Here is a 23,152-nt window from a genome sequence, read left to right on the forward strand (position 1 = left end):
CAGACCCCATGCCGGGCTGTGCCACACAATGCAGGCAACCTCTGTTCTCAGGCAGTAGTGAGTTAGTGGGTTGCCCTGAACCCTACCGGTGAAACATGAGCCGGGTAGTCCTGAGGGGCATGGGACAGCTGAAAATTGAAGCGTGTTTATCGGTCATGCGGATAAATGCGGGTTAAAAATACATTGCAAGCGTGCAGGTCACAAAATACCCGACCCTCATCTCCTGAGGGGACTTTTGGACAGGAGATTCAGGCCTATCAGGTACTGCAGTCGTCCTGAACTGATGTCCTAGACGGAAAGTTTGATGCGTTACATTTGCAATACTGGATCTGAAGAAATTTCTTGAAAACTATAGTAAACCCATGGTGAGTACAGTGTTTTTGGAAAGATTGTGAAGTTAACGGTAATCTTTTCCAGCAAGTCATTGTTCGGCTGTTGGTTTTACTTTCGTGGGACGCTTCTCGACGAGGCTTGCGGTTAGTCATTCACTACATCTTCAGATTAGGAATCTTCTGCGTGAAAGTTCGCTTTAGAAAGTTGATCGTCAAATTTTCGTTGATCGCCCTTGTTGCGGCAATGTTCACTCCGGCCGCTGCCGCGTCTGCTGTTGCCTCGACAGAGTGGTATTACGGAACCACGTCAAAATCTTGGACTCAAACATACGTGTGGTCGAGATGGGATTATCCATTCAAAAAACATGGAGTATCTGCTGAGGGCGATATAGGCGGGCTCAAACGCTCTGCTTGCAAAGCGCCTGGGGTTCGCGCTTATGCAGAATCGGTCTATTCGACTTGGGGTGGCTCTCACCGCGCCTACCATAGATACTGCTAGGGAGTTTGATTGGTCGGGAAGGGTATTCTTGCTCTTCCCGATTTCAACGTGATACCAATATGAAGCATTCTGGTTTCCGCTTTGCTGTAGTTGTAATTTCCCTTTATGCAGCATTCGCAAGTTTTATGTTTAGCATTCTTGCTGACGAATCGGCATACCCAGGTTCTGTTGCCGTGCAGGTTTCTGGCGAAAAAGCCTCTGTTGGCAGTGATTCTCTTTCGGAATTGCTCAATGGTGCAGCGCAGGAGGCCGACGCCGTAATCCTAAGAGAAGTTAGAGATCTTCATGATCCAAAGGTTCGTCATGCCTATCTCAGTGAGGCTGGTTCGTCACGTCCTGAGCAATCGTGGTTGAACGAGGGGTATCCAACCTTTAGTAATTCGGTTTCGACCATTGTTCATTCGGCTTCAGAACTTACGGGGGTTGATCCACGCGGAAGGTATTTCGTATTTGGTGACGATGGGGCCCCCGGGGAGCTAATCGCTCAATTCGAAAGAATCGGGCTTGATGTCAAAGTCAGCGAGATCGGTTTTCACCTTGGGGAGGCGTTCACGTGGTTCCTAACAGGAATGATCGGTTCAGCTTCCTACGTGGTAATTCTTCTCGTGATCCTTTTGGTGACCGTTACGACGATTAATAATATTAAGATGTATTCCATTAGGCAGCTTAATGGCATGTCTAAGAACCAAGCCATTATGGATGATCTGCGTAGATTGATTCCGTTTGCCGTTTGGGTAATGGTTGCGAGCATCGTTTCTGGAACACTTGGCCTATTTCTATATAATGGCTTGAATCAATTTAGCTCCGTACTTAAAGTCTGGTTCTGCATAGAGCTGATTGGGGTACTTCTTGCAATCATCGTTCATATGCTAGCTGTGCACGTTGTTTGGTCAGTCGACGTACTTGCTGGTATCAAGGGCAAATTGGGATTCTCGGCCGCATCCGCACTTGCATACCTGATCCGTATTCCTGGCCTAATCGTGGCAATTTCATTAGTGACTTCGTCGTTTGCCTCGGCGCAAGTTGCCTTGGAATCCCATGAGGCGAGGCAGCAACTTTCGAAGGCAGGAAATGCGGCAACCATTTTGTTCGGAGGTAGCGCTGCTTTGGAAGAAGAAGATGAACTCGCATATTCGTCCGGAAAATGGCTCAAGGAACAAGACTCCTTAGGGAATCTTCTGGTAGCAGTTCCTCTAGAAGTTGAAGGTGCTACAGGTCAATTGTCCACGGCGTTACTGGTCAATAATTCATACATAAAAGAGAGCGGACTTGTTTCGAGCGATGGCAAGCAGATCTCCTACGTGCCACCTGAAAGCGTAAAAGTTTTACTCCCAGATGGTCTTCAGCTGTCACAGCAGGAGATTGCTGACCTTCTTGAAATCGGAGGGTCATTTGACCCTGATTATGCGGATAATCTAATAGTCGAAACGATTCCGGACGAGCAGGATTTTTCCCTGTATGAACCAGAACCTGACGGTGAAAGTAGGCCGCAGTCATTGTCTGATGTTCCGCTGATCTTGTACGGAGCTCAGTCTGATCTTGTTAGAGATGATGACTTCATGGCTTTTGCAAGCCAAGGGCGAGTTCTGTTCAAGGACTTCCAAACGGCAGTTGCTGTGACTCCCTCGCAGTATTTAAGGTCATGGATTGCCGCATACATTCCCATTGCACAAAAAGCTGCAGATGAATATTCAACCAGAGTCATGGAGCTGCGGATTCGCTCTGTCACAGCGTTGCTCTCTTTGGTCGTGCTTTTGGCGACAGCAGTCGGAATGGCTCAAATTCATGTTCGAGGAAACGCGCGTCTCATTCTTGTGAAGTACCTTCATGGGTGGGATTTCTTCAATACTCACAAGAAACTTTTCTCGTTCGAGGTGGTACTTGCTGGACTAGTTGTATTCGGAATTATTTTAAATGAGACGATCCACTACATAGGATTGGCCCCAGCGGATCAGAGCGGTCGAGTTCATGGACAAGCTACTGCAATTGATATTTGGCAACCATGGGCAGTGTTGCTGGTATGTCTGATAAATATTGTGGTTCTAGTAATCTCCTTGCGCAGTAGAACGAACATATTGATCCGTAACCGATCGGAGGAGACTGCGTGACCGGCGTAGTAGTTTCAAAGGCAAGCAAATTATTCGGAAATCGTTGGCTTTTTAGTGATCTAGACATAAATGTATCTGCGGGACAGCTGACTGCAATCACCGGTCCATCGGGAAGTGGGAAATCGACCCTGCTAAATTGCATCGGTCTGCTGGATAAGTTGGACCGTGGCCAGATTCTTGTCGGAGGCAGGGATATCTCAAGATTGTCCGCAGAGCGTCAACGCAAGTTCCGACGCGACATTGTTGGATACATGTTTCAAGACTATGCATTAGTGGAAAATGCGACTGTCCAAGAAAACCTTGAGATTGCCCTCGTGGCAAAAGGTCGTTCGATGGTTAGATCCGCTGATTTCGATGGTGCGTTGGAGCGAGTTGGGTTACCTCGGCGTCAGCGTGAACCGGTTTATCAGTTATCAGGAGGAGAACAACAACGAGTTGCATTGGCTCGTTTGATCCTTAAGGCTCCCTCCGTTGTTATCGCTGATGAACCAACAGGCGCCCTTGACTCAGAAAATGAGCAGATGGTGCTCAACGAGTTGGAACGTATCGCTTCTGAAGGAGCTTCGGTGCTGATTGCTACCCATTCAAGTACGGTGGCGAATGCATGCTCAGAGATTATTTCACTGGAGTAAAACACGGTATGCCCTGTTCAAGCGACAACTGCATGGACTGGTCATCGGGACGTAGAAAACTGTTTATTGAACTTATTCAGCAGACTGAGTTTGGAATTACTCTCAGGGGCCTCGACCGCTGAATAGACAGTATCGCGCATAGTGCTTCAGTACAGAAGCCTGTCTCCGGCGCATAAGTAGCACGCACCTTCGAAAAGAAGAACAATTAACAATCGGCCTCCGCTTCCTAGAAGGAAACGGAGGCCGATTGATTTCTTAGGCGTTAGCCTGGCGTACAGCTTCGGTGTAGCGGCGTTCAAATTCAGGTGCGGAAACCAGTTCGCGCTCAACCCGGAATGAGGTCTCATCCACGCCGAGCACTGCAGCGATCAGGGTCCGGGTGTAAGGCGCGATCTTGCGGGACTTGCGAGTAGAAGTGACGCGATCCAACTCAGGAACCCAAACGTTCCACCAGCCAGCTTCCTTGCCCACTACTGCCTTGAAAACGCGCTGTTCGCTCATCTGATGCCCTATCTTTCTACGCCGTGATAACTGGCGGCTTGCCGTCTGCTTCCATGATCCACTAGCTACCTGAACACGACAAGTCACCAGCAATGCTCTTGAGCACTGGCCACCACCAGAACCGGTCACGAACGGCCGATGATGTGGCCTTCGGGAGCTGAGCCGATAGCCTTGAAAAAAGATAGCTTCAGCGCACCAGTGAAAAGAAGGACGACAGTGCAAGCCTCGAAACGTTCCCAGGTAGCCCCATTTGAAGTGATGCAGATTGTTGATCAGGTAGCCACCATGCGCGCTGCCGGAGACGACGTCATCTCACTGTGCGTGGGGGAGCCCGGTGGAGGAGCACCGGCTGCCGTGAATGACCTGGCCGCGAAGCTGCATGCCGAGCATGCCGACTTCGGGTACACCTCAACCGCGGGCCTGCTCGAAACCCGACAGGCCTTATCGAAGCACTACCAAGACACCTACGGGGTGCAGATCCCCGCAAAGAACTTCGTGATGACCACCGGTTCCTCCGGTGCATTCCAGCTTTCGTTCTTGGCAGCCTTCGATGCCGGAGACGTGGTGGCGCTGGCCCGTCCCGGCTACCCGGCCTACGCCAATATTCTGGGTGCCCTGGGGTTGGAAGTTATTGACTTGCCCACCGGTGCAGCGCAGCGTTACCAGCCCACCGTGCAGCTGCTTGAGGCGGCCAAGAAGGAGCATGGACGCCTCGATGGGCTGGTTGTTGCGTCGCCGAATAATCCCACCGGAACCATGTTCAGCGCCGGCGAGCTCTCGGACTTGGCCATCTGGTGCGAAGCCAATGATGTTCGGCTGATTAGCGATGAAATCTATCACGGCATTGAATTCGTCCCAGACCGCAAGGGACACACCTCGTGGGAGTTCTCCCGCTCGTCCATCGTTGTCTCATCCTTCTCCAAATACTGGGGGATGACCGGCTGGCGCCTGGGCTGGATGATCGTGCCCGATGAGCTAGTGCCAACGGTGGACGCACTGGCTTCGAACCTCGCCTTATGCGCTCCAGCGCCAGCACAGCGCGCGGTGGTAGCTGCCTTTGAACAGCAGAGCCTCGATGAAGCCAATGAGCGCGTGGCCGAGTTCGCCCGCACCCGAGCCCACGTGTTGGAGCACTTCAGCAGCCTGGGCATCAGCGAGGCAGCTCCCGCCGATGGGGCTTTCTACCTCTACGGCCGGTTGGCCCCCGAAGTCTTGGAGCATTTCGGTTCTGCGGGCAAATACTGCCAAGCGGTTTTGGAGCATGCGCATGTGGCACTAACCCCTGGAGGCGACTTTGATCCGTTCGAAGGCCACCTGTATATCCGCTTGTCCTTCGCAGCCGGATATGAGCGTGTGGCAGAAGCCCTGGAACGCGTTGCGGCTTTCCTCCGGCAGAGCTTGGCATGAAGCTAGTTTTCCACATTAGGTGAGCAATGCGCTGCGCGTGGCGCTTCAAAATGGACAGTGGATGGCAGTAACGCTTCGTTACTGCCATCCACTGTTTCAAGGAGCCACCAATGCCTGCAGTACTCGAACCTGTCGAACATGAATGCCTTGCGTGCTATTTGTATCGTGCGGTCTGCGCGCAAGGATGCGACGGGACCCATCTCTCCCTCCTGTCTTATCGCGATGCGAGCGCTCCGCGAGCTACCGCGATTGACCGGAAAATGCAGCTGCTGGGCGGATTCTGCGACTGCGAAGTGCTGGCCACTGCCATCCGCCCGATCACGCGTGAAGCGATTCAAGCCGTGGACAATGACGAAAATCTTGTCTGCAAAGGAGTACGCCGCGGCACAATCCAACCATGTGAACATTGGTTGATGCGCCGCGGCGTACAGTGGGGCGGCGGTCAGTTCCGCCGCCGAAGTGCTTGAAGATCAGTTTTCGGGGGTCTTGCTCTTCGGCTTGCGGGCCTTGAGCAGTTCAACACCAATAGGGATCACCGAGATGAGGACGATCAGGATGAAGATCAGGTCGATGTTCTCTTCGATCCAGGTGAATTGGCCCAGCCAATAACCCAGCAATGTGACGCCGATTCCCCACAGGGCGGCACCGATCAGGTTGTAGAGGATGAAGGTCTTGTGGTTCATCTTCGCTACGCCAGCGATTACCGGGACGAAGGTGCGGACCACTGGAACGAAGCGTGCCAGGATCACCGCGCGGCCGCCGAACTTCTCGAAGAACTCGTGGGCCCGCTCAACGTTCTTCTGCGAGAAGAAGCGGGAATCCGGTTTCTTGAAGATGGCAGGTCCGGATTTCTTGCCAATGATGTAGCCGGTCTGGTCACCTGCGAAGGCGCAGACAAAGATCGCGGCGGCGAAGAGCCACAACGGAATCTGGATGGTGCCGGTGGCAATGAGCATGCCAACGGTGAAGAGCATCGAGTCGCCTGGCAGGAAGAAGCCCACCAGCAAGCCGGTCTCGGCGAAGACAATGGCGCAAACCAGCAGCAAGACCCATGGGCCAAGCGCGGGGTTGTTCAGGAAGACGACTGGGTTCAACCAGTCGGGCAGGAAAGCCGCGCCCATGGTTGGAGCCGCATAATCGGTCACAAGGGAAAGAAACGAAGAATGATCTAGCACAGCAAAAATCCTACGTGAGTACGCTGTGAGTTTCCCAGAGTGCCATCCGTAATCTCTGATGGGGGACAACCCGGCCACAAGGGCGAAAATCTCCAAGTTGTTCGTTGACCCGTAGTGATCATGGCTTTTCACGGGGCCAGCAACGAGAGCCGGGGGAACAATGGGAAGCGGCAAGTTGCCAAGCTCACAGCGGGATTCGACGTAAAAGTCGGCGAGGTTGCATCGAGCCACTTGGAATCGGTCCATGACAACGGTCATGGGCAACGCATGACTTTCTGCTCTTCTGCACACCCGGCAAAGGGTGAAGACTATGAAGCATGGAAACGCTGATTAGAACGAATGCAGTTTCGCTCAGCGGCTTGAAGAAGACCTTCTCAACGCCGCGCAGCAAAGTTGAAGCAGTCAAGGGCATTGACCTGCAGATCCAGACCGGACAGATCGTGGCCTTCCTGGGTCCCAATGGAGCTGGCAAGACGACAACCGTGGACATGATCCTGGGCCTGACCCAACCCACCGGAGGGTCGGTGGAGATCCTCGGCTTGGATCCGCGCCAAGCCATCTCCGCTGGGCGGGTCTCTGCCGTCTTGCAAACCGGCGGGTTGCTGCGCGATATGACCGTCAAGGAGACAGTGTCAGTCATCGCCCACATGCATGAGCAAGCAGATCGCGTTGGGCCGGTCATGGAACGCACGGGGCTGGATAAGATCGCCAAGCGGCGCGTGGGCAAATGCTCTGGCGGCGAGCAGCAGCGCATCAAGTTCGCTCTGGCTCTGCTGCCCGACCCGGATGTACTGATCCTCGATGAGCCAACTGCCGGAATGGACGTGATGGCCCGCCGGGATTTCTGGGCCACGATGCGAGAAGAAGCCACCGAAGGGCGCACCGTCATTTTCGCCACGCACTATCTGGAAGAAGCCCAGAACTTCGCAGAACGCACTGTGCTGATGAGCCAAGGCCGCATTGTCGCCGATGGAGCCACCGAAGAGCTGCGCAAGCTCATCTCCGGACGCACCGTCAGCGCTTCCTTCCCCTCGGCGGAGCATGCCGAACGAGCCGGAGCTTTTGATAATTCGGTGCAGGTAGCCGAACGCAACGGATTGCGCTTCGCTTTCCACAGCGCCGATTCGGATCGCTTCGCGGCCGCCCTGCTCGCCGACTACCAGGGCTACGACCTGGAAATTTCCTCGCCGAGCCTGGAAGAGGCCTTCATCCAGCTGACCAAGGACGCATCATGATGAGCACCTACATCCGCGTGGAATTCGCACGGCACTTCCGCGATGGGTACAACCTGATCTTCGCCCTGCTGCTGCCCGCAGCCATGTACATCCTGTTCGGCAACATCCCCAGTTACACCGAGTTCGAGCTGGGCGCAGGCAACGTGAAGTTCTATCTGATGATTTCCATGGCAGCCTACGGGGCGGCGGTCAGCACTGTGGCAATCGCCGGGACCGTGGCCACCGAAACCATGCAGGGATGGGGCAGGCAAATTGCCTTGACCAAAATGCCGCCGGCCATGTTCGTCAGCAGCAAGATGATCGTCGCGGCCACGGTAGCCGGTGCCTCGGCAGCAGTAGTCTTCGCCCTGGGCGCCGCGACTGGAGCCGAAGTGCAAGAAGGGTGGATCTGCGGAGCGAGCTACCTGATCATCCTGCTCGGCGCCATGGTCTTCGCCTGCTACGGCATCGGGGTGGGCATGGTGTTCAAATCCGAATCGGCCCTGGGCCTGGCCTCAGGCTTGATGGTGTTCTTCGCCTTCTTCGGCAATGTCTTCATGCCCCTGGAAGGAGGCATGCTCGACGCGGCCCGCTTCACCCCGATGTACGGCTACGTAGCACTGGCCCGCTACCCATTGCTCAAGGACATGCCCGCCGGAGTCGAAATGGCCCCGGACGCATTGTGGATCCCAACCGCTAACCTAGTGGCATGGGCACTCATCTTCGTTCTCTTCGCGGTACTCGCCACCAGGAAGGCCAAGGCACGCCAGTGAGCCGCAACCTGCCCGGCGCCGCGCCAGCGGACGATCCGCTCTGCGAGATCGACGAGGACCAGAAATTCTGGGATCGCCGAGGCTGGCTGATCGCCGGCGTCTGGGTGATCTTCCTGGTCTTCCCGGTGCTGGACCTTCTCGTGGAAGACTACACGCTGCCCACCCGGATCATCGGCCTGGCGCTGATCGCCCTCTTCGCCGCCGTCTACCTGCAGTCGTACGCCAAATTCTCCCAGAACATCGGGCAAGGCGGAACCAGCGCTCGCAGGGCGCATGCGAACTTCCTGGTCCTCTGCGCGATTATCGCCCTGGGCATCCCGGTCATCGGGCTGACCACCATGGGGCTCTTCCCCTTCATCACCTCCTTCGCGATCTTCTTGCTCAGCAGGAAGTGGGCCATCGCGGCCTACGCCGCGGTGCTGGTGCTCAGTTTCGCGCTGCCGATCGTCTACGGGCAGTTCATGGACGCGATCTTCCTGATCGGCCTGAACCTCGTGCTGATGGTGGTGTACGCGATTACCGTGGCCGCCATTCGGCGCTCGGCCGCAGCAGAAAAGATCCGCAGCGACTACCTGCTGGTCGCCGAGCAGGAACGCGTGGCCAGGGACGTGCATGACGGCATCGGGCATTCGCTGACCGCATTGAATTTGAAGGCGCAGCTGGCCCTGCGCCTGATGGACCAGGAACAGTACGCCCAGGCCCGCGGGGAACTGGAACAACTCAGCGCCCTGGCCGTGGACGCGCTGGACTCCGTGCGCACGACGGTGCAGGGGCTCAGCCGCCAGGACCTGGCCGGGGAACTGGCCGAGCTGCAGCAGGCGTGCGACGACAACAACCTCGAGTTCACCGTGGCAGGAACCGCCGAGCAAGTCCCGATGCAGCTGCGTTCGCATGTGGCATGGATCCTGCGCGAAGCGGTCACCAATGTGCTGCGCCACGCGCACGCCAGCACCATCGTGCTGCATCTGGAACCCGGAAAAGTCAGCGTCGATGACGACGGGGATGGCCTGCAAGCCAGCACGCCAGGCCACGGCATCCGGGGAATGCAGGAACGCGCCAAGCAATTCGGTGCCAGTTGTACAGTAGGGGCATCGCGGCTGGGCGGAACCAGCGTGCAAGTGGCCTTCGAGGCAGAGGGGAGTGCAGCGTGATCCGGATTCTCATCGCCGATGACCAGCACCTGGTCCGGGGCGCGCTGGCAGCCTTGCTGAACCTCGAAGAAGACATCCACGTCGTTGCGCAATGCGCCGACGGTGACGAGGTCGCCGCCGCACTGGATGCGCACCCCGCCGACATCGCGTTGCTGGATGTGCAGATGCCGCGGCACGACGGGCTGCGCACCGCAGCAGAACTCAAGGCCAGCCACGCCGGGGTGAAGGTGCTGATCCTGACCACCTTTGACCGTCCCGGATATTTCCGCCAGGCCTTCGAAGCCGGAGCGCACGGCTTCCTGGTCAAGGATTCTCCGCCGGCCGAGCTGATTGCCGCCATCCGCAGGGTCTATTGCGGGGACAAGGTAGTGGATCCGCAGCGTGCCATGCTTAGCGTGGAGAGCCGCAGCAACCCGCTAACCGGGCGTGAGCGCGAGATCCTTTCACTGGCCGCCTCCGGCTCGCCGGTATCGCAGATTGCCTCGGCGGTGCACCTGTCGGTGGGAACTGTGCGCAACCACCTGTCCAATGCGATCGGCAAAACCAGCACTGCCAATCGCATCGAGGCCGCGCGCTACGCCCGCGAGATGGGCTGGATCTAGCGCGTTACGAAGTGGGTAATCAGGCCGATGACCCAAATGGAGGAGGCCAGCAGCACGCAGCCGAATTCCACGACGATGCCCAGGCCCATGGCCTTCAACGCAGCCCAGGAGGAGCCGAGTGCGCCGGAGACTTCGCGCCGGCGCACGCTTTCACCGGCGAATAGGCCCACTGCGAAACCGACGAACATGCCGATCACGGGAATGAGGAAAGCACCGGCGATGGCACCCACGACCGCAAAGAGAATGGAACCCTTGGGGATTTGATGTTCCTTGAGTTTCTTGCCGGTCAGGATCGCAGAGGCGGACCAGCCCAGCAGGGCGATCGCCATGCCCAGGCCGGCCGCCCACCAGGAAGCGCCGGAACCCAGCAGCCAGCCCCAGCCCAAGAGCGTGCCGATCGTCAGCAACGAGCCGGGCAGCACCGGGAAGATGGTGCCTAATGCCGATACGACTAGCAGCAGCCCGGCGATGATCGTGTAAATAATTTGTGCATCCACATGCCCAGTTTCGCACACTGCATCCTTACATGAGGCGAACTGCCAAGCAGGACGAGAATTCAGGGGTATTTGTTCCGAATTGCCGAGCTGACGAACAAATAATTGATTAATTACGGATAATTCCCCTTCTCTCATTGATTCCTTTTTGCCTAGTCGGATATCGATTTAGATTGAAAACCGTCGCCCGTTGGCAATGGAAAAAGAAATCAAAAGCCGGAAGGCTCTTCACACCCTAAATTGTTAGCGCTAACATTGTGACCATCGACACATTGTTCTGGTGCCGGAGACCATTCACTCCACCATTTTCCGGCGGGGACCTACGAGGAGGAACTCACGATGAAACGACAGACCTTTTTGCGCACTGGCTTGGCCACGCTCAGCATCGCAGCTATGGCAGCCATGAGCGCATGCGCCGGCTCGGATTCCAGTGGCAGCGAAGGCGGAGGTTCCGGTTCTGAGACCATTACCATCGGTTTCTCGCAGGTTGGCGCCGAGTCCGGGTGGCGCGCGGCGAATACCAAGGACATCCAAGACACCCTGACCGAAGAAAACGGCTTCAAGCTCAGCTTCTCTGATGCCCAGCAGAAGCAGGAGAACCAGATCCAGGCTCTGCGCTCGTACATCGCGCAGGGCGTTGACGTCCTGGCGTTTTCCCCAGTGGTAGAAACGGGCTGGGATGCTGTGCTGCAAGAAGCCAAGAGCGCCAACATCCCGGTGATCCTCACGGACCGCGCCGTTGACACCACCGATGACACGCTCTTTGCCTCGTTCATCGGCTCCGACTTCATTGAAGAAGGACAGCGGGCCGGGGACTGGGTTGTAGAGAATCTGGACAAGGACCTGAAGGTTGTCGAACTGCAGGGAACTACCGGCTCGGCACCGGCCATCGACCGCAAGGAAGGCTTCGGAAAGGCCATTGAGGGAACGGACATCGAGATTATCGACTCGCAGACCGGTGACTTCACCCGCGCAGGCGGCAAGCAGGTCATGGAAGGTTTCCTGAACTCCCATGACGATATCGATCTGGTCTTCGCCCATAACGATGACATGGGCTTGGGCGCCATTGAAGCCATCGAGGCAGCAGGCAAGAAGCCAGGCGAGGACATCAAGATTGTCACCATTGACGCGGTCAAGGACGGCATGCAGGCATTGGTTGACGGCAAGATCAACTACATCGTCGAATGCAACCCGCTGCTGGGCGAGGATTTGGCAGAAATCGCCAAGAAGGTTGTAGCCGGCGAATCTGTGGAGAAGCGCATCGTCGTTGAAGACGCCGCCTTCACCCAGGATGAAGCGGCCGAGGTCCTGGCCGATCGCACCTACTAGAAACGCAGGCAAGAGCACGAACCGGCGGGCCACAAGCTGGCCCGCCGGTTCACCACCAGGTGGCAGGACAAGCAACTCGCAGAGGCAAGTTAATGATTGATTCAACACCCATGTCACGGACTGAGGAAATCACCGTGCAGCATTCCCCTACAACGAAGCCCATCGTTCAAATGGCTGGAATTTCCGTGGAGTTCCCCGGGGTCAAAGCATTGGACAACGTTGGCTTCCGGCTTTTTCCCGGTGAAGTCCACGCCCTGATGGGGGAGAACGGCGCTGGAAAGTCTACCCTGATCAAGGCCCTGACTGGCGTGAATCCGATTGCTTCCGGAACCATCACGGTCAACGGCAACGACACCCGCTTCACCGGCCCCGCCGATGCCCGCGAACGCGGCATCTCCACGGTGTACCAAGAGGTGAATCTTTGCACCAATCTCACCGTGGCCGAAAACATCATGCTCGGCAGCGAGCCTCGCCGTTTCGGTGGTCTTGACTGGCGAACCATGCGGCGCCAGGCCCAAACCTATCTGGAGCGGATGGGGCTGAAGATAGACCCGGCCAGCTCGCTGGGGTCCCATTCATTGGCCGTCCAGCAGCTGGTGGCCATCAGCCGCGCCATGGTGGTCGACGCCAAGGTGCTGATTCTTGATGAACCGACCTCGAGCCTGGATACCGACGAGGTGGCCCAGCTCTTCGAGGTCATGCGGAAGCTGCGTGATGATGGTGTGGCGATCCTCTTCGTGTCGCACTTCCTGGACCAGATCTACGCCATTGCCGACCGCATTACCGTGCTGCGCAACGGGCAATTGGTGGAAGAACGAGAGAAGGACCAGCTGCCGCAACGTGAACTGGTCTCGCTGATGATCGCTGGCACCTCCGATGCCCAAGTGGGCGGCGCCAACGAACGCACCGCCGCAACCGAACGCGCGGCCGACGCCGAACCGTTGCTGCAGGCAGTGGGACTCGGGCGCAAGGGAGCGGTGCAGCCTTTCGATCTGGACCTCTATCCCGGGGAAGTCATCGGCTTGGCCGGCCTGCTGGGCTCAGGCCGTACCGAACTCGCGCGCCTGCTTTACGGAGCGGACAAGGCAGATGACGGGGTGATCAAGCTGGGCGGGAAACCGGTGAAGCTGCGAACTCCCCGGCAGGCCCTGGGCCGCAAAATCGCCTACACATCCGAAGACCGCAAGGGCGAAGGGGTTGTGGGCGAGCTGACCGTGGCCGAGAACATCATCCTCGGCCTGCAGGCAGCGCGCGGATGGATCCGCCCGCTGCCCAAGACCAAAGCCACCCAAATCGTGGACGCCTATATCAAGGCACTGGGCGTCCGTCCGGCCAATCCGAACGCCCTGCTCAAGAACCTCTCGGGCGGGAATCAGCAGAAAGTTCTGCTGGCCCGCTGGCTCGCCACCGCTCCGAAGCTGTTGCTCCTCGATGAGCCCACCCGCGGAATCGACATCGGCGCGAAGACCGAAATCATGAACCTGGTCTCCGAACTAGCTGAACAGGGCATGTCGGTGGTCTTCATCTCCGCTGAGCTAGAAGAAGTCCTGCGCCTCTCGGATCGCATCGTTGTGATGCGCGATCACGCCAAGGTTGCCGAAATTCCAAGCACTCCAGATGTGGATGTGCCACGCCTGATCGAAATCATCGCCACCGGGGAAGAAAACAAATGACCCGTATTTACAAGCATCGCCTGTTTTGGCCAGCGATTGCGCTGCTCGCGCTGCTGCTAGCCTGCACCATCAAGCGCCCGGACATCCTGGGCATCAGCGTGCTGGACGGGCACCTGTTCGGTGCCCCCATAGACATCCTGCGCAATAGCTCGCCGCTGTTGCTGGTTGCCCTGGGCATGACTCTGGTGATCGCCACCCGCGGCATCGACCTGTCGGTGGGTGCCACCGTCGCGATCTCCGGAGCCGTGGCGCTGACGTTCATCGCCAGCTCGGCCAATCCGGGATCCGCAGGTACAGCCGTCGGCGCCGTCATCGTGGCCTTGGGGCTGTGCCTGATCCTCGGCGCATTCAACGGCGTGCTGGTGGCGAACTTCGGCATCCAGCCGATCGTCGCCACGCTGATCCTGATGACTGCCGGCCGCGGTGTGGCCATGCTGATCACCAACGGCCAGATCACCACGGTCAATAGCGCACCTTTCAGCAAACTGGCCTCGGGCTATGTGCTGGGCCTGCCGGTGGCCGCGATCATCGCTTACGGCGTGTTTGCGGTGGTGGCCCTCGTGGTACGGCGTACTGCGCTGGGCATGCTGCTCGAAGCGGTAGGCATCAACCCGGAAGCCAGCCGGCTTTCAGGGGTGAAATCAAGAACTCTGGTATTCACCGTCTATGTGTTGTGCGGCCTGCTATCGGGCCTGGCTGGACTGATCTTCGCCGGCAACACCATGGCCGCTGATGCCAACAATGCGGGGCTGTTCATAGAGCTGGATGCCATTCTCGCCGTGGTTATCGGCGGCACGTCCCTGGCCGGCGGCAAGTTCAACCTCGCGGGCACCATGATTGGCGTGCTGATCATTACCACCCTGAGCCTGGCTGTGACCGTTCTGGGCGTTTCACCGCTGGTCACTTCGCTATTCAAAGCCATCGTGGTCATTGCCGTGACCTTGATGATGTCAACCCGGCTGCGCGCCATGCTCGGTTCCTTGCGCGAACGCCGCCGCTACCAGGAGGTGGGAGCATGAGCATCCTCAGTGTTCCGCGCAAGTCCGTATCCAAATTGAATGTGGACCGGCGCTACCTGCCGGTTCTGGGCACTGTGGTCGTCTTCGGGCTGATGCTAGTCATCGGCGGAGTGCGCTACGAGAATTTCCTTTCGCCCGCTGTACTGTCCAACCTGTTCATCAACAATGCCCACCTGATCGTGCTGGCAGCAGGGATGACGTTCGTGATTCTCACCGGCGGCATCGACCTGTCCGTCGGTGCGGTGCTGGCCCTGTCCTCGGTCATCACCGCAACCATGCTCAATGCCGGGATCCCGTTGTCCCTGGTGCTGCCTATCGCGATTCTCAGCGGGTCGATCATCGGCCTGGGCATGGGAGTGATGATCCAGTACTTCGAGGTGCAGCCCTTCGTGGCTACCTTGGCCGGCATGTTCTTGGCCCGCGGCCTGTGCTTCATCTTCGCCCCGGAATCCGTGCCGATCCGCGATGAGGGTTTTGTGGCTCTGTCGAGCTGGGGCGTTTCTGCGGGCCGCTGGCGGTTGACCGCCGCCGTGGTCATCGCCGTGCTGGTGATTGCCGGGTCCTGGTGGGTGCTGCACCGCACCCGTTTCGGCCGCACCGTTTACGCGGTGGGCGGCGGCGAGCAATCAGCCACCCTGATGGGATTGCGTGTGGCACGCACCAAGGTGGTTGTCTACGTCATCTCCGGCACCTGTGCGGCGCTGGGCGGAATCCTCTTCGCCATGTTCTCGCGCTCGGGCTATGCGCTGACCGGTGTGGGCATGGAGCTCGACGCGATCGCCGCAGTGGTTATCGGTGGAACCCTGCTTGTCGGCGGCATGGGCTTCATTCTCGGCTCGGTGGTTGGCGTGATGGTGCTCGGACTGATCCAAACCATCATCACCTTCGAGGGAACCTTGAGTTCCTGGTGGACCAAGATCGTGATCGGCGGTTTGCTGCTGATCTTCGTGGTCTTGCAACGAATTCTTACCTTGCGGCGAAATTAAGCCCGGAAGGGAAGGGCCCAGGTCCCGGTATTAGCGTACCGGGCCCTGGGCCGTATCCAGCCACCCAAAGGTGGTTTTTGTTCAACGCAGACATTGTCTTTTGCAGGATCCTGTCTACGTCATCACGACGGTAGCACGTCGACTTACCTCACGGAGGTTCAAGCAAGTGATGCATGCCCAAAAACGATGGGCCGTGCCTTTGGCGCTGCTCGTTTCCATGTCCATACCAAGCTCGGCATTGGCTGCCGGGCCCGCAATGAGCTGGCAGCAACCAGCGGCCACCACAGAATTTGGCGAGGCCGCCAGCGAAGACTATGCGGCCTATGTTTTCCCCTATTTCACCGGCGAGAGCACCGATGACGGAGAGAAAATCCATCTCGCCGTCTCCCGGGAATCTGATCCCGGCAGCTGGTATACGCTCAATGGCGGCGAACCGGTCCTGGAGTCCGAGCTTGGTACCAAGGGGCTTCGGGATCCCTTCCTCATCCGGTCCCATGACGGCTCCAAGTACTATCTCCTGGCTACCGATCTGAAGATGCACGGGGGCGGAAGCTTCGGCGACGCCCAAGAAACGGGCAGCCACTCGCTGATGATTTGGGAATCGGCGGACTTGGTCAACTGGTCTGAGCAGCGCGAGGTCGAATTGGCACCGGAGAACTCCGGTAACTTGTGGGCGCCCGAAGCCCACTGGGATGAAGCCACCGGGCAGTATGTTGTGTACTGGGCATCGGCGCTGTATCCGGAGGATGTGCCTGAAGCCGAACGCAACATCCAGGACTCGTATCAGCGGATGATGTATTCGACGACGACGAATTTTGCCGATTTTTCCGAGCCTGAAGTATGGATTGATGAACGGCAAGGTCCTGGGCTGGGCATGATCGACTCCACGGTCGCTGAAGTTGACGGCTCCTTCTATCGCCTGACCAAAGATGAAGGCGATATGAGCGTGCGCATGGAATCCTCGCCGGAGCTCCTGCGCACCCAAGGTGTCACTGAAGGTGATGGCTGGGACATGATTGCCGAGAAGATCGGTATTGGACAACCCAACCCATGGGGAGGAACTTTCAACTCTGGCGAAGGGCCAACCATGTTCCCCTCGCTCACCGACGATAATTGGTACCTGATGATCGACCAGCCGTCCTATCACGGTGGCCAAGGCTATATGCTCTTCGAGAGCGAGAACCTTGCTGGCGGCGACTGGACCAGCGTTCCCGAAGCCAAACTGCCAAGCAGTCCGCGTCACGGAACAGTTTTGCCGATTACAGCTGAAGAGCAGCAAGCGCTCATCGCGGCGTATCCTCCAAGCGAAGGGTCCGAAGTCCCTGAACCGGTTGTTCCTGGTCCCGATCCCCAGCTGCCCGAAGGGACCTTCGAGGAGGGATTTGAAGGGTCCGAGCTGGATGGCCGTTTCAGGATACTCAACGAACAAGCGGATGCTTGGAAATTGGAAGATTCCGCGCTGCGCCTGGAGTCCCAGCGAGGCGACACCTGGCAAGACTCCAATGATGCCAAGAACTTGTTCTTAGTCGATGTGCCCGCCGGAGACTTCTCAGTTGCTACCCACCTGACTGCACCGGTTTCCCAAGACTTCCAAGGAGCGGGACTACTAGCGTGGAGTGATTTCGATAATTATGTGAGGGCAGGGCTTGCCCACGTATCGAGCGCACCGGGTGGGCCGGTAGTCATCGAAAGCGCAGTGGAATCCGAGGGAACCTATAGCGCGAGCTATACACCGCGCCCCGAATCGAAAACCGAATGGTTGCGATTGGACCGCAAAGGCAAAGAGCTGACTGTTTATTACGGGGACTCGGAAGGGCAATGGGCAGAAGCTGCGAGTTTCACTGTGCAGTGGAACGCGACCCAGGTCGGTCTTTATGCCTTGGCGGCCCAGAACGGCACTAGCCATACTGCGGTGTTCGATAGTTTCTGGCTCAACGAATCCGGGCCAACAGATCTGGTTCCTGAAGGGAAATTCACGCTGACCGGGCAGGGGGACCATGGGTATCTCGTCGCTGACAAAAAGCAGCGGCTATCCCTGGAGGAAACCCGGCCGGCATCTGCGCTGCGATTCTCCGCCGCTGCTGCATCTGGCGGTGATGCTGCTGGGCAGCACTCGCTCATCCTGTCATCGGAGGCCGGAAACCTCGGCATCAAGGGCCAGAAGCTTCAGCTGATTCCAGGGGAGCAGACGGCTTGGCGAATGGTCGGTGCCGGCGGTGGCAAGCTGAAGATCCGACTGGCGCAGAGCGTTGACGAGAATTCGGCATGGGTCGTGCGCCATAAGAATGGATCGTTGCGGCTGGGCAGCAAAACCGATGCGGTGAACTTCAAGCTGGGCTCGGGAGAACTGGGAAACCAGGTCCTGAACATCGATGGAGACGGCACCTTGCATGAGATTAGCGAAACCATGTACGGGGCATTCTACGAGGACATTAACTATGCAGCCGATGGAGGCCTCTATGCCGAGCTGATCCGGAACCGTTCTTTTGAATTCAATGATTCGGACAATAAGGACTTCACCCCGCTAACCGGTTGGAAGGCATTAGGCGGAGCAAGCCTCAACGTGAAATCCGAGCGTGGCCAGTGGCTCAATGAGGCGAACCGCTCCTACCTGGAACTGGACGCTGCAGCCAAGGGCGATGGAGTGGAAAACGCCTCGTACAACAACGGAGTCGCCGTGAAGCGGGGGAGCAGCTACGACTTCAGCGTCTTCGCCCGGGCAGAAAAGGGCCAGGATCTGGAAGTGAAGCTCACCAGCGCTGACGGATCCAAGGTCATCGGCAACGCCACCGTGCACGTGGATGGCGGCAACGAATGGAAGAAGTACGAAGCGTCGCTCAAGGCCAATGCAACTTCCGATGCGGCTCGGCTATCCCTGGCCGCCACCGCGGCCGGCTCGATCAAGCTGGATATGGTTTCCTTGTTTCCCCAAGACACATGGGTGGGACCGGTGAATGGCAAATCTGTATTGCGCAAGGATCTGGCCGAAAAAGTTGCTGAATTGAACCCGAGCTTCCTGCGTTTCCCTGGCGGCTGCGTCACCAATGTTGGAACCTTCGACACCTACGTACAGTCCGATGGGCAGGACCGGCAGCGGACTTTCCAGTGGAAGGAAACGATCGGTCCCGTTGAATCGCGTCCGGCAAACTGGAACTTCTGGGGCTACAACCAGTCCTACGGAATCGGGTATTTGGAGTACCTGAAATGGGCCGAAGATCTGGGCGCCACCGCGCTGCCGGTGGTTTCGGTCGGAGCCAATGGCTGCGGGTCCAAGATCCCGGAGATGACCGATGCGCAGCGTATCCAGCGTTGGGTGCAGGACACCGTGGACCTGATCGAGTTCGCCAATGGCAGCACCGAGACAACCTGGGGCGCCAAACGAGCTGAATTGGGCCACCCAGAGCCGTTCGGGATCAAGTACATTGGCCTGGGCAATGAGGAAGTTACCAAGACTTTCGAAGCGAATTTCCCAAAGTTCCGCGTTGCGCTCGCAGAGCAGCATCCGGAGATCACCATCATTTCCAATAGCGGTCCCGACGACTCAGGAACCCGCTTCGAGGAATTGTGGAAATTCAACAAGGAACAAAACGTGGACATGGTCGACGAGCACTACTATAACGATCCGTCCTGGTTCCTGGGGAACGACGAACGCTACGATTCCTACGATCGCACGGGTCCTGAAGTGTTTCTCGGCGAGTACGCATCGAGGGGCAACAGCTTCGCCAACGCGCTATCAGAAGCTGCCTACATGACCGGTCTGGAACGCAATGCCGACGTCGTCAAAATGGCATCCTATGCTCCCATGTTCGCCAATGAAGACTATGTCCAGTGGGCGCCGGACATGATGTGGTTCGACAATGACGAATCCTGGGGATCGGTGAACTACTACAACCAGAAACTATGGATGAACAACGTCGGACAGCAGGTAGTGCCTTCCACCCTGAGCGGCCAGGGAGCTGCCTCGGCAGATCTTTCAGGTGGGGTGTTCCTGAGCAGCTGGCTCACCGAGACGGCCTATGACGACCTTCGAGTCACTTCCAATGGCACCGGCGAAACCCTATTCTCCGATGACTTCGCGGATGCGTCTTCGTGGGAAGCCCAAGGAGGCTCATGGGCAGTTGAAGACGGCAAATACGTGCAATCAGACGAGAGCACCGAGGATGGCAGGAGCCTTATTAAAGGGGCCTACGGCAAAGACTGGAACAACTACACAGTTGAACTGACCGCGCGCAAGGAAGCTGGCCAGGAAGGCTTCCTGATCGGGTTTGCCGCTGGAGCCGCTGATGAATTCTATTGGTGGAACCTTGGAGGCTGGGGCAATACCCGTTCGGTCCTGGAACGCGCTGATGGCGCTCGGCAAGGCGAAGTCGCAGCCGGTCCCAATGTGAGTCTCGAAACCGGAAGAGACTATCAAGTCAAGATCGTTCTCGACGGGGACACCATCAAGCTGTACCTGGATGGGCAATTCCAATTCGAGTACACCGAACCGGCGGCCAAGGCCCTGTACCAGGTGGTCACCCGCGATACGGAGAGCAACGAGCTGATCGTCAAGCTGGTCAATCCCACCGGCCACGCATCGGCGGCACGGATCGAGGTTGATGATCTTGAGGTGGGTTCGAAGGTCGAAGGCACCGAATTGGTGGCTGAGCCGGAAGCGCAGAACACCAAAGAAGACCCGGCAAATGTAGTACCGAGGGACTTTGAACTGCAGTCTGGCGAGCATGGCCTGACCTATGAGGTCCCGGCCTATTCGGTAACCTTCCTCAGGATGGCCGGGAAGTAATAGTTTCCAGCCTGGACAACAGCTTGCCCCCATTTCGCGATAGATTGCGAAGTGGGGGCATTGCTATTGCCTCTAAAACTTCTGCGGCTTGCACGCGACTGGGAGGAACCTGATGGGCAAGGACAATGAAGCACGGGTCAGCGTAGAAATAGCCGGGTCCACTGCCGTGGTGCTGCTGGATAACCCGGGCCAACTCAACGCGCTCACCAAGGACATGTGCCTGCAGCTGGTGGGCGCCTTTGCCGGCCTTTCGACCAACGACGAGGTCAGTTCCATTGTGGTTCGCGGCGCTGCGGCGAACTTCTGCGCTGGAATTGCCATCGACGAGATGGACCAGGTGCTCTTCGACCGGGACGCGGACGGCGAGCTGATCAACCATTTCGACCTGCTCGACAAGATCATCGTGGGCTGCCCGAAGACCACCATCGCGGTGGTGGAAGGTAATTGCTTTGGCGGGGCCTGGCAGCTGGCCTCGGCCTGCGATATCCAGTTGGCCTCGGATAACGTGCGCCTGGCGATCACCCCAGCGAGAATCGGGTTGGTTTTCCCGCGCCCGGGCATCGAACGGCTGGTGCGTACCGTGGGGGAGCACCGGGCCAAGTACCTGCTGTTTTCCGGCGCGGAGATTTCCATTGCCGAGGCGGAGCGCTGGGGCATGTTCACCCGGGTGATTGCCCAGGGGCAGCTCGACGAAGAGCTGGCCGCATTGCTGGGCAAGCTGGCGGCGAACTCGCCGTATTCCATTGCGCGCACCAATGAGGCAATCAACTTGGTGCGCCAGGGAGAAGCCACCGAGGGCTGGTGGGAAGCGATGTGGGAAGAGAACGGGGCGAACGCGGACCTGGCCGAAGGCAGATCCGCGTTCTACTCACGCCGCACACCGGATTACGGTGGACTGCCCCAGTAGTGTTCGCTAGTCCTGCTGGGCAGTGAACTGCGCAACCAGTTCGCGCTTGAGGATCTTCCCGCTGGGACCCAGCGGGAATTCCTGGACGATCTCGATCAGCCGCGGATACTTGTACGCGGCCATCTGCTTGCTGGCCCACGCCACCAGCTCCTGCGCGCCCAGCGTGGAGCCGGCCTCCAAGGTCACCGAGGCGGCAATCTCCTGTCCGTGGGTTTCGTGCGGCACCCCGTACACGGCGGCATTGGAAATCTCCGGATGGGAAACCAGTACCTCTTCGATTTCGCGCGGGTACACGTTGTAGCCGTTGCGCAGGATCATGTCCTTGGTCCGGTCCAGGATGCGCAGGTAGCCATCCTCGTCCTTGGTCCCCAGATCCCCGGTGCGGAACCAGCCATCAACCACTGCTTCGGCCGTGGCCTCGGGCCGGTTCAGGTAGCCGGAGAACAAGTTGTGCCCGCGCACCACCAGCTCGCCCAGCTCCCCGCGCGGCAGCAGCCGGATTTCATCGGGGCAGGCAGGGTCGGCGATTTCCACATCCACGCCCCAGACCGGGGTGCCCACGGTCCCGGGCCGCGGGTCGACGCCCACATGGTTGAAGCAAGCCACCGGAGAGGTCTCGGTCAGCCCGTAGCCCTCGTGGATCCGCGCGCCGAAGCGCTGCTCGAAGGCGGTGAGGATGGATACCGGAAGCGAGGCCCCTCCGGAAATGGCGTAGCGCAGTTTTTCCGGCATCCCTTCGCGCTGCTTGCCCGCTTCGAGCAGGGCCACATACATCGTGGGCACCCCGAAGAAGACGTCGATGCCAGCCTCCAGCAACAGTTCCAGGGCCCCTTCGGCGGTGAATTTGGGTAACAGCATGACCTCGGCCCCCACCCGCAGCCCGGTATTGAGCACGCAGGTCTGGCCGAAGGTGTGGAACAGCGGCAACCCGCCGAAGAGCTTGTCGCCGCGGCGCAATTCCATGGTGTTCAGCAACGTGGTGTGGGTCTGCTCGATCAACGCCAGATGCGTGCCCAGCGCACCCTTGGGCTTGCCGGTGGTGCCCGAGGTGTACAGGATCGTGGCCAGGTCTTCGGGGCGGCGCGGCAGGTAGGTGCCAATCGGCGCGGCGTTCCGGGCCAGGTCTTCCAACCGGATTGCGCCCGATTCCTCCGGAGCCAGCACGCTGAGCACCGGCACCCCGGAAGCGGCGGCCCCCGCTGCTCCTTCTGCGAGCAGCGGTGCGGCGCAGATCATCAGCTTGGTTTCGGAATCCTCCAGGATGTAGGAGATCTCGCGCGCCTTGAGCAGCGCGTGGACCGGTACCGCCACGGCGCCCAGGGCCAGAACCGCGTAGTAGGCGCGGGCGAAGTCCGTGACGTTGGGAATGAGCAAGGCCACCCGGTCGCCCGCCTCGATGCCTTGGGCTTGCAGGGCTCCGGCGTATTCCCGGGCCTGCTCCCACAGCTGCTCATAGGTGGTGCTGCGACCATCGACGGTGATGGCGTTCAGCTCGCCGTAGCGGGCAGCCCCTTCTGCGAGGATGGCCGCCACTGAAACAGTGAGATTGGATGTGGAAACGCTCATG

General features: G+C 58.4%; 18 protein-coding genes. 14 read left to right on the forward strand and 4 right to left on the reverse strand.

Annotated elements, in window-relative coordinates; all coding sequences use genetic code 11:
- The first annotated feature begins 890 nt into the window (after positions 1-890).
- Both ACIOU9_RS10295 and ACIOU9_RS10300 read left to right on the forward strand, forming a co-directional pair.
- Positions 891-2,939 carry a hypothetical protein gene (locus ACIOU9_RS10295; RefSeq protein ID WP_133834133.1) on the forward strand — a complete coding sequence of 683 codons (2,049 nt, stop codon included), beginning with the start codon at positions 891-893 and terminating at the stop codon, positions 2,937-2,939.
- Complete coding sequence (locus tag ACIOU9_RS10300) at positions 2,936-3,571, forward strand: ATP-binding cassette domain-containing protein (RefSeq protein ID WP_133834132.1); 636 nt, start codon at positions 2,936-2,938, stop codon at positions 3,569-3,571. The genes ACIOU9_RS10295 and ACIOU9_RS10300 overlap by 4 nt, the downstream gene beginning before the upstream one ends.
- Positions 3,572-3,826: 255 nt before the next feature.
- On the opposite strand, the gene ACIOU9_RS10305 is transcribed toward ACIOU9_RS10300, so the two are convergent.
- Positions 3,827-4,072 (reverse strand): hypothetical protein, encoded by a 246-nt coding sequence (locus ACIOU9_RS10305; RefSeq protein WP_133834131.1) that lies wholly within the window; start codon positions 4,070-4,072, stop codon positions 3,827-3,829.
- 216 nt (positions 4,073-4,288) lie between these two features.
- Between ACIOU9_RS10305 and ACIOU9_RS10310 the strand changes: the two genes are divergently transcribed.
- Positions 4,289-5,479 (forward strand): pyridoxal phosphate-dependent aminotransferase, encoded by a 1,191-nt coding sequence (locus ACIOU9_RS10310; protein WP_133834130.1) that lies wholly within the window; start codon positions 4,289-4,291, stop codon positions 5,477-5,479.
- 110 nt (positions 5,480-5,589) lie between these two features.
- A complete protein-coding gene (locus ACIOU9_RS10315) occupies positions 5,590-5,946 on the forward strand; it encodes a DUF2695 domain-containing protein (protein ID WP_402696849.1) in 357 nt (118 codons plus the stop codon).
- A 3-nt stretch (positions 5,947-5,949) separates the two neighbouring features.
- On the opposite strand, the gene ACIOU9_RS10320 is transcribed toward ACIOU9_RS10315, so the two are convergent.
- Positions 5,950-6,624, reverse strand: coding sequence for a VTT domain-containing protein (locus tag ACIOU9_RS10320; RefSeq protein ID WP_365942750.1), 675 nt, complete (start codon positions 6,622-6,624; stop codon positions 5,950-5,952).
- 347 nt (positions 6,625-6,971) lie between these two features.
- Between ACIOU9_RS10320 and ACIOU9_RS10325 the strand changes: the two genes are divergently transcribed.
- The 4 genes from ACIOU9_RS10325 to ACIOU9_RS10340 are packed head-to-tail and all read left to right on the forward strand — an operon-like array spanning position 6,972 to position 10,394.
- Positions 6,972-7,889 (forward strand): ABC transporter ATP-binding protein, encoded by a 918-nt coding sequence (locus ACIOU9_RS10325; protein ID WP_133834128.1) that lies wholly within the window; start codon positions 6,972-6,974, stop codon positions 7,887-7,889.
- On the forward strand, positions 7,889-8,641 hold the full coding sequence (locus ACIOU9_RS10330; RefSeq protein ID WP_402696850.1) for an ABC transporter permease: 753 nt from the start codon (positions 7,889-7,891) through the stop codon (positions 8,639-8,641). The genes ACIOU9_RS10325 and ACIOU9_RS10330 overlap by 1 nt, the downstream gene beginning before the upstream one ends.
- Positions 8,578-9,792, forward strand: coding sequence for a sensor histidine kinase (locus tag ACIOU9_RS10335; protein ID WP_105656168.1), 1,215 nt, complete (start codon positions 8,578-8,580; stop codon positions 9,790-9,792). The genes ACIOU9_RS10330 and ACIOU9_RS10335 overlap by 64 nt, the downstream gene beginning before the upstream one ends.
- A complete protein-coding gene (locus tag ACIOU9_RS10340; protein WP_133834127.1) occupies positions 9,789-10,394 on the forward strand; it encodes a response regulator transcription factor in 606 nt (201 codons plus the stop codon). Before ACIOU9_RS10335 ends, ACIOU9_RS10340 begins: the two co-directional genes overlap by 4 nt.
- Here the strand turns inward: ACIOU9_RS10340 and ACIOU9_RS10345 are convergent.
- Positions 10,391-10,891 carry a DUF456 domain-containing protein gene (locus ACIOU9_RS10345; RefSeq protein WP_208294262.1) on the reverse strand — a complete coding sequence of 167 codons (501 nt, stop codon included), beginning with the start codon at positions 10,889-10,891 and terminating at the stop codon, positions 10,391-10,393. The genes ACIOU9_RS10340 and ACIOU9_RS10345 overlap by 4 nt on opposite strands.
- Before the next feature lie 336 nt (positions 10,892-11,227).
- On the opposite strand from ACIOU9_RS10345, the gene ACIOU9_RS10350 reads away from it, so the two are divergent.
- From ACIOU9_RS10350 to ACIOU9_RS10375, 6 genes are all read left to right on the forward strand, one after another.
- Positions 11,228-12,217 (forward strand): ABC transporter substrate-binding protein, encoded by a 990-nt coding sequence (locus ACIOU9_RS10350; protein WP_105656171.1) that lies wholly within the window; start codon positions 11,228-11,230, stop codon positions 12,215-12,217.
- Between the two features lie 92 nt (positions 12,218-12,309).
- Positions 12,310-13,890, forward strand: a complete 1,581-nt coding sequence (locus ACIOU9_RS10355) for a sugar ABC transporter ATP-binding protein (protein WP_402696851.1) — start codon at positions 12,310-12,312, stop codon at positions 13,888-13,890.
- Positions 13,887-14,909, forward strand: a complete 1,023-nt coding sequence (locus tag ACIOU9_RS10360) for an ABC transporter permease (protein ID WP_133834125.1) — start codon at positions 13,887-13,889, stop codon at positions 14,907-14,909. The genes ACIOU9_RS10355 and ACIOU9_RS10360 overlap by 4 nt, the downstream gene beginning before the upstream one ends.
- Complete coding sequence (gene yjfF, locus ACIOU9_RS10365; RefSeq protein ID WP_105656174.1) at positions 14,906-15,895, forward strand: galactofuranose ABC transporter, permease protein YjfF; 990 nt, start codon at positions 14,906-14,908, stop codon at positions 15,893-15,895. Before ACIOU9_RS10360 ends, yjfF begins: the two co-directional genes overlap by 4 nt.
- A 217-nt stretch (positions 15,896-16,112) precedes the next feature.
- Positions 16,113-20,678: an alpha-L-arabinofuranosidase C-terminal domain-containing protein gene (locus tag ACIOU9_RS10370; protein ID WP_332499391.1), complete on the forward strand. Its 4,566-nt coding sequence runs from the start codon at positions 16,113-16,115 to the stop codon at positions 20,676-20,678.
- Positions 20,679-20,790: 112 nt separating this feature from the next.
- The gene (locus ACIOU9_RS10375) at positions 20,791-21,585 is read left to right on the forward strand and encodes an enoyl-CoA hydratase/isomerase family protein (RefSeq protein WP_133834123.1); all 795 of its coding nucleotides are present in this window, start codon (positions 20,791-20,793) and stop codon (positions 21,583-21,585) included.
- 6 nt (positions 21,586-21,591) lie between these two features.
- On the opposite strand, the gene ACIOU9_RS10380 is transcribed toward ACIOU9_RS10375, so the two are convergent.
- The gene (locus tag ACIOU9_RS10380) at positions 21,592-23,151 is read right to left on the reverse strand and encodes a long-chain fatty acid--CoA ligase (RefSeq protein ID WP_402696854.1); all 1,560 of its coding nucleotides are present in this window, start codon (positions 23,149-23,151) and stop codon (positions 21,592-21,594) included.
- Position 23,152: the final 1 nt, after the last annotated feature.

The organism is Glutamicibacter sp. NPDC087583, from assembly GCF_044743685.1.
Lineage (GTDB): Bacteria > Actinomycetota > Actinomycetes > Actinomycetales > Micrococcaceae > Glutamicibacter.

What these genes read in the sequence shown, in the direction of transcription:
- yjfF (WP_105656174.1), top strand. Translation starts at nt 14,906, where the DNA reads ATGAGCATCCTCAGTGTTCCGCGCAAGTCCGTATCCAAATTGAATGTG.
- ACIOU9_RS10315 (WP_402696849.1), top strand. Translation starts at nt 5,590, where the DNA reads ATGCCTGCAGTACTCGAACCTGTCGAACATGAATGCCTTGCGTGCTAT.
- ACIOU9_RS10295 (WP_133834133.1), top strand. Translation starts at nt 891, where the DNA reads ATGAAGCATTCTGGTTTCCGCTTTGCTGTAGTTGTAATTTCCCTTTAT.
- ACIOU9_RS10360 (WP_133834125.1), top strand. Translation starts at nt 13,887, where the DNA reads ATGACCCGTATTTACAAGCATCGCCTGTTTTGGCCAGCGATTGCGCTG.
- ACIOU9_RS10335 (WP_105656168.1), top strand. Translation starts at nt 8,578, where the DNA reads ATGGGCACTCATCTTCGTTCTCTTCGCGGTACTCGCCACCAGGAAGGC.
- ACIOU9_RS10305 (WP_133834131.1), bottom strand. Translation starts at nt 4,072, where the DNA reads ATGAGCGAACAGCGCGTTTTCAAGGCAGTAGTGGGCAAGGAAGCTGGC.
- ACIOU9_RS10375 (WP_133834123.1), top strand. Translation starts at nt 20,791, where the DNA reads ATGGGCAAGGACAATGAAGCACGGGTCAGCGTAGAAATAGCCGGGTCC.
- ACIOU9_RS10350 (WP_105656171.1), top strand. Translation starts at nt 11,228, where the DNA reads ATGAAACGACAGACCTTTTTGCGCACTGGCTTGGCCACGCTCAGCATC.
- ACIOU9_RS10355 (WP_402696851.1), top strand. Translation starts at nt 12,310, where the DNA reads ATGATTGATTCAACACCCATGTCACGGACTGAGGAAATCACCGTGCAG.
- ACIOU9_RS10380 (WP_402696854.1), bottom strand. Translation starts at nt 23,151, where the DNA reads ATGAGCGTTTCCACATCCAATCTCACTGTTTCAGTGGCGGCCATCCTC.
- ACIOU9_RS10370 (WP_332499391.1), top strand. Translation starts at nt 16,113, where the DNA reads ATGTCCATACCAAGCTCGGCATTGGCTGCCGGGCCCGCAATGAGCTGG.
- ACIOU9_RS10325 (WP_133834128.1), top strand. Translation starts at nt 6,972, where the DNA reads ATGGAAACGCTGATTAGAACGAATGCAGTTTCGCTCAGCGGCTTGAAG.
- ACIOU9_RS10330 (WP_402696850.1), top strand. Translation starts at nt 7,889, where the DNA reads ATGAGCACCTACATCCGCGTGGAATTCGCACGGCACTTCCGCGATGGG.